Here is a 6,000-nt window from a genome sequence, read left to right on the forward strand (position 1 = left end):
ACGACGAACGCGACGCGCACGGGTCCGGCGGCGGGTGGACCAGCCGCGATCTGCTGGGCGCCTACCCCGCGAAGGGCCGCCTGAAACCCGGTGCTCCCGCTCTTACCTCACGACTCGACCGGACCCGTCCGACGCGCGTCGTCCTGCTGCACCCGTTCGACCGGGCGTGCACCCGGCCTGTGACACGACGTGCGCGGGACCCGAGTCCTGCGTGCGTTCTTCGTGGTGCCCGGGTCGGCGGGTTCGCAGGCTGGAGGGGCAGGGGATCCGACGCACCGAAGGAGAAGAAGACATGAGCGAACCCGTCCTGGAACCGGAGGCGCAGGCGTTCGCCGACGCCGTCGCGGCGCCCCCGTTCGTCGACGAGCTCGGCCCCGAGCGCGCCCGCAAGGTGCTCGACGACCTGCAGGCGCAGCTCATCGAGATGGCCCAGGTCGAGGAGACCTGGGTGACCGTGCCCGCGGGCGACGGATCGGTCCGTGTCCGCGTGGTCACACCACGCGGCACGACCGGGACGCTGCCCGTCGTGCTCTACCTGCACGGCGGCGGGTGGGTGCTCGGGGACGCCGGCACGCACGACCGCCTCGTGCGCGAGCTCGCGGTCGGCGCCCGCGCGGCCGTCGCGTTCGTCGAGTACGACCGCTCCCCCGAGGCGCGCTACCCGGTCGCGCTCGAGCAGGGCTACGCGGTGGCCCGGTGGATCACGACGCAGGGCGCCGCGCTCGGCCTCGACGCGTCACGCCTCGCGGTCGCGGGCGACTCGGTGGGCGGCAACCTCACGGCAGCGCTCACGCTGCTCGCCAAGCAGCGGGGCGACGTGACGTTCGTCCACCAGTCGCTGTACTACCCCGTGACCGACGCCGCGCAGGACACGGCGAGCTACCGCGAGTTCAAGGACGGCCCGCACCTCACGGCGCGGGCGATGGCGTGGTTCTGGGACAGCTACCTGCCCGACGTCGACCGCCGGTCCGAGATCACCGCGTCGCCGCTGCGCGCCTCGCTCGACGACCTCGCCGGGCTCCCGCCCGCGTTCGTGGTCGTCGACGAGAACGACGTCCTGCGTGACGAGGGCGAGGCGTACGCGCGGCGGCTGCTCCAGGCCGGCGTGCCCACGACGAGCCTGCGCTACAACGGCACGATCCACGACTTCATGATGCTCAACCCGCTGCGCCCGACCCGTGCCGCCACGGCCGCCGTCGAGCAGGCGGTCCACGTGCTGCGCACCGCGCTCGGCACCCTCTGACCGGCCACCGAGCCGCACCCCGTACCGACAGCTCCACCGAGAGAAGGAAGAACCCATGTCCACCACGAAGCCCGTCGTCCTCCTGGTCCACGGCGCGTTCGCCGGCTCCGACAGCTGGGACGGCGTCGTCGAGCGCCTCCTCGCGCAGTCGGTCGACGTCGTCGCGATCGCCAACCCGCTGCGCTCCGTCACGGGCGACGCCGAGTACGTCCGCGACGTCGTCGCGGCGATCGGCCGCCCCGTCGTCCTCGTCGGGCACTCGTACGGCGGCATCGTCGTCACCGGTGCCGCGGCGGGCAACGACGCCGTCAGGGCGCTCGTCTACGTCGGCGGGTTCGCGCCCGACGCCGGCGAGTCCGCGCTCCAGCTGTCGGGCAAGTTCCCCGGCAGCACGCTCGGCGAGACCCTGATCGACTACCCGCTGACGAGCGGCGGCAACGAGCTGCGGATCCGTGGCGACGCGTTCCCGTCGCAGTTCGCGCACGACGTTCCCGTCGAGCGTGCCGTCGTCATGGCGGCCGAGCAGCGACCCGTCACCGAGCTCGCGCTGAGCGAGGGCCTGCCCGGCGACGAGGCGGCCTGGCGACAGGTCCCGTCCTGGTTCGTCTACGGCGAGGAGGACAAGAACATCCCCGTGGAGCTCCAGCGCTTCATGGCCGAGCGGGCGGGGGCGCGCGCCAGCACCCCCGTCGCGGGGGCGTCCCACGCGCTGTCGGTCTCGCGCCCCGCGGAGGTCGCGGCGACGATCATCGACGCGGTCGCCGCCGTCTCCTGACGGTCCGACCCGTCCGGCCCCCGTCGTCCCGGCGACGGGGGCCGGCGTCGTCTCCGACGGTCACCAGGGCGCCTGCGGCCCGCGCGGCGGCGAGACCCTCGGCGTCTCCTGACCCCTCGAAGAGCTCGACGGCGCGCGCCAGGTCGGCGCGCGCGCCCGCGTGGTCGTCCTCGGCCCGGCGGGCGTGCGCGCGGAACACGTGCATGTGCGCCGCCGAGGGACGGGCTCCCTGCGCGAGGAACCCGGTGATCGCCTCGTCCGCGACGCGGCGCGTGGTCGCCCAGTCCTGCCGGTCGAGGCTGATGCGCGCGATCGTGCCGAGCGCGTGCAGGGCGGTGAACTCGGCGACCTGCCCGCGCGGTGCGGTGCGGGGGTCGCGCACGAGCGCGACGACGTCGCGCAGGTGGGCGATCGCCTCGTCCGCTCGCCCGAGCGCGGCGAGTCCCTGCGCCCGCTGGAACAGCGCCTGGGGCAGCCCTTCGCGGTCGTCCGCGCGACGGAAGAGCGCGATCGCCTCCTCGGACGCGGCGACGCTCCGCGCGTGGTCGCCCGCGGAGCTCGCGCACCAGCCGACGTAGTAGGCGGCCCACGCCCGCAGGTCCGGGTCGCCGACCCGCTCGGCGACCGCGCGCCCGCGCTCCGCCGCGGCCGCGCCCGCGACGACGTCGCCCCGGCAGTGGACCTGCGCCCACGCGAGGTAGCCGAGGTGGGTCGCGAGGAGCGTGTCGTCGCCGAGCGCCTCGGCCGCCGCGGCCGACGCCGCGTAGACCTCGTGCCAGTGCCCCCAGTAGGGCCACAGGTCCGAGAACCAGTGCAGGGCCTCGGCGACGTCGACCACGACCTGATGGTCGCCGCCCCGGCCCGCGCGGCCCAGGGCGGCGAACCACGCCGCCGCCTCGTCGGTGAGCCAGGCGCGGGCCTCCTCGCCCGTCGCCAGCCTGACGACGTCCTCGGCGTCCGCGGACCCGTCGCCCAGGACGTCGGGCTCGAACCACCGGCCCGCCCGCACGGCGGTGCGCAGGAGCCAGGCGTCCGCGGCGTCGCGCACGGCGGTGCGCACCTCGGCGGGCTCCGCGTCGGCGAGCGCGCGCTGCGCGTAGAGGCTGAGCAGGTCGTGCAGCGCGTACCGGTCGTGCTCGGCCGGACCGACGAGGCTGAGCGACACGAGCTCGTCGAGCAGCTCCTCGGTCGCCCAGACCGGCTCCTGCGCGAGGGTCGCGGCCAGCCCCGTGCCGACGTCGCGCCCGTCGGCGAGCGCGAGGCGGCGGAACAGCCGCTGCGCGGCCGGCCCGAGCTGGTCGAACGAGAGGTCGATCGCCGCGCGCACCGAGAGGTCGCCCGCGGCCAGGGCGTCGAGGCGACGGTCCGCGACCGCGAGGCGGGCGGCCAGCGCGTCCACGGTCCAGGTCGCCCGGCTCGCGAGCCGGTTGGCCGCGATGCGCAGCGCGAGCGGGACGTCGTCGCACAGCGCGGCGAGACGCGCGAGGTCGGCCGCGGACGCCTGCTGCTCGGGCACGATCCGCGCGAGCAGGGCGCGCGAGTCGCCGGCGCTCAACCGCTCGAGGTCGACCCGCACGACGTCCTCGAGGCCCTCGAGGCGTCGTCGGCTCGTCACGAGCACCGCGGCCGGGCCGGTCGACGGGAGCGCGGCGCGCACTTGCGCCTCGTCGTGCGCGTCGTCGAGCACGACGAGGACGCGCCGGCCCGCGAGCAGGGCCCGCAGCCGGGCCGGGTCGTCGCTGCCCCGGGTGCTCGTGCCGACGAGCGCCTGGACGAGCCGGGAGACCACGGCGCCCGGGCGCACGGCGTCGGGCGCTGTCCCCGCGAGCTCGAGGAAGAGCTGGTCGTCGAACTCCGCCTGCAGCCGCTGCGCCGCGCGCACGGCCAGGCTTGTCTTGCCGTATCCCGGCGGCCCCGTGACGACGACGACGGGCGGCGGCGATCCCGGGGCCGCGCGCAGTGCCCGCGTCACGCGGTCGAGCTCCGCCTCGCGCCCGGTGAAGTCGGCCGTCCCCCGCGGCAGCGGGAGGCGCCACCCGGGCTCGGGACGCGCCCGGCGACGCCCCTCGCGCGCCGCCCGCAGGACGAGGGCCCGGTCCTGCTCACCGAGGCCGAGCGCGTCGACGACGGCCAGCATCGTCCGGTGCTGGGGTCCCCGGGCGGCACCCCGCTCGATGTCGCTGAGGGCCCGGTCGCTGACGCCCGAGAGCTCGGAGAGCCGCTCCAGGGTCAGGTCGGCGGCGAGCCGGAGCCGGCGCACCGTCGGGCCGAGTGCTTCCGTGTCCATGCGCGCCTCGCCGTCCTCCCGCAGCGTGTCCCGTCGTCGCGCCGGGCGGGCGACCCCCGCGCGTCCCCGCACGAGGACGCCCGCCCGGCGAGCAGGGCCGAGGTCTCTCGGCCGGTCCGTCCGCTAGCGCGTCGCCACGGACTGCTGCGTGCGCCAGTCCGCGAGCCGGGTGCCGCCGAGCACCGCGCCGTCGCCCGGCACGAGCGAGCCCTCGGACAGGGCTGCCCCGAAGTACCGGGCCTCCGGGTCGGCGACGACCTCGCGCGGGTCGTCGAGCGACGCGAGCGTGGTCCGGACGAGCTCGTCGAGCCGGTAGACCTCGGGCCCCGCGACCTCGACGATGCCGCGCACCGGCGCGCCCGTGGCGACGTCCGCGACGGCGACGGCCACGTCGGAGGCGGCGATCGGCTGGAACAGGACCGGCGCGAGGTGCACGACGCCGTCCTGGGTGGCGCCGTCCGTGATCGACTTGAGGAACTCGAAGAACTGCGTCGCGTGCACGATCGAGTACGGCACCGGCGAGCCCGTGATGAGCTCCTCCTGGGCGATCTTCGCGCGGAAGTACCCGCTCTCGGTCAGGGACTGCGTCCCCACGACGGAGAGCGCGACGTGGTGGCGGACGCCGGCCTTCTCCTCGGCCGCCAGGAGGTTGCCCGTCGAGGTGCGGAAGAAGTCGAGGACCGCCTGGTCCTCGAACGAGGGAGAGTTCGAGACGTCGACGACGACGTCCGCGCCCTCGAGCACCTCCGCGACGCCCTCGCCGGTGAGGGTGTTGACGCCCGAGTTGGGCGAGGCGGGGACGGCCTCGTGGCCGCGGTCCCGCAGCACGGTGACGAGCTTCGAGCCGATGAGCCCCGTACCGCCGATCACGACGATCTTCATGGTGTCCTCCTGTCGCTGCGTGCGGCGCGCGCCGCCCTGTCACCCCTGTCGACCGGACGCCTGCGCCGCGTGTGACACGTCCCGGCGCCGTCCCCGGCGCAATCTGCTCGATCCCCGTCGCTGACGCGTGCCAGGGTGGTGCCCATGGCCGACACCACCGACGTCCGTCCGGACGCCCTCGACCGGGTCGCCTGGCCCGTGACGACCCCGCGCCTCGTGCTGCGCCGCGCCCGGCCCGAGGACGCCGACTCCCTCTTCGCCTACCGCAGCCTGCCCGCCGTGGACCGCTGGCTCACGCAGCGGTTCACCGATGCCGCGGAGTGGCGCGAGCACCACAGCGATCCAGGCCGGCTCGCGACGACGCTCGTCGTCGAGCACGACGGCGAGGTCGTCGGCGACCTCTACCTCGCGGTGCGCGACGGCTGGGGCCAGCGCGACGTCGTCGACCGCCCCCGGCCGGACGAGGCGGAGATCGGCTGGGCGCTCTCGCCGTCGCACCAGGGGCGGGGGTACGCGACGGAGGCCGTCCAGGGCCTTCTCCGCGTGTGCTTCGAGGACCTGGGCCTGCGGCGGGTCGTCGCGAACGCGTTCCTGGCGAACGAACCGTCGTGGCGGCTCATGGAACGCGTCGGCATGCGGCGCGAGGGCGTGGGCGTGCGCGACTCGCTGCACCGCGACCTCGGCTGGGTCGACGGCGTGACGTACGCGCTGCTGGCCGACGAGCGGCGCGCGGGTGCTTGACCCTCACGCGACGTCAGGCCCCACGCTGGCCGCATGACCGACACCTTCCCCGCCTTCGACCTGTCCCCCGTC

General features: G+C 75.7%; 5 protein-coding genes. 3 read left to right on the top strand and 2 right to left on the bottom strand.

The window, feature by feature from the left end:
- Nucleotides 1-292 precede the first annotated feature (292 nt).
- Both A0J59_RS12785 and A0J59_RS12790 read left to right on the top strand, forming a co-directional pair.
- Entirely contained in the window at nucleotides 293-1,243 is a 951-nt protein-coding gene (locus A0J59_RS12785) for an alpha/beta hydrolase (protein ID WP_053370816.1), read from the top strand.
- A 55-nt stretch (nucleotides 1,244-1,298) separates the two neighbouring features.
- Nucleotides 1,299-2,018, top strand: a complete 720-nt coding sequence (locus A0J59_RS12790) for an alpha/beta fold hydrolase (RefSeq protein ID WP_064316351.1) — start codon at nucleotides 1,299-1,301, stop codon at nucleotides 2,016-2,018.
- Here the strand turns inward: A0J59_RS12790 and A0J59_RS12795 are convergent.
- On the bottom strand, nucleotides 1,990-4,305 hold the full coding sequence (locus tag A0J59_RS12795) for a helix-turn-helix transcriptional regulator (protein ID WP_064316352.1): 2,316 nt from the start codon (nucleotides 4,303-4,305) through the stop codon (nucleotides 1,990-1,992). The two genes, A0J59_RS12790 and A0J59_RS12795, sit on opposite strands and share 29 nt — an antisense overlap.
- Nucleotides 4,306-4,428: 123 nt before the next feature.
- Entirely contained in the window at nucleotides 4,429-5,187 is a 759-nt protein-coding gene (locus A0J59_RS12800; protein ID WP_064316353.1) for an SDR family oxidoreductase, read from the bottom strand.
- 144 nt (nucleotides 5,188-5,331) lie between these two features.
- Here A0J59_RS12800 and A0J59_RS12805 point away from each other — a divergent pair, with 144 nt between their 5' ends.
- Nucleotides 5,332-5,928, top strand: coding sequence for a GNAT family N-acetyltransferase (locus tag A0J59_RS12805; protein ID WP_064316354.1), 597 nt, complete (start codon nucleotides 5,332-5,334; stop codon nucleotides 5,926-5,928).
- Nucleotides 5,929-6,000 lie beyond the last annotated feature (72 nt).

Origin of the sequence: Cellulosimicrobium sp. I38E (genome assembly GCF_001647255.1) — a bacterium.
Classification (GTDB): domain Bacteria; phylum Actinomycetota; class Actinomycetes; order Actinomycetales; family Cellulomonadaceae; genus Cellulosimicrobium; species Cellulosimicrobium cellulans_E.

Coding starts and splice junctions, on each gene's coding strand:
- A0J59_RS12785 (WP_053370816.1), top strand. CDS start 293: ATGAGCGAACCCGTCCTGGAACCGGAGGCGCAGGCGTTCGCCGACGCC.
- A0J59_RS12790 (WP_064316351.1), top strand. CDS start 1,299: ATGTCCACCACGAAGCCCGTCGTCCTCCTGGTCCACGGCGCGTTCGCC.
- A0J59_RS12795 (WP_064316352.1), bottom strand. CDS start 4,305: ATGGACACGGAAGCACTCGGCCCGACGGTGCGCCGGCTCCGGCTCGCC.
- A0J59_RS12800 (WP_064316353.1), bottom strand. CDS start 5,187: ATGAAGATCGTCGTGATCGGCGGTACGGGGCTCATCGGCTCGAAGCTC.
- A0J59_RS12805 (WP_064316354.1), top strand. CDS start 5,332: ATGGCCGACACCACCGACGTCCGTCCGGACGCCCTCGACCGGGTCGCC.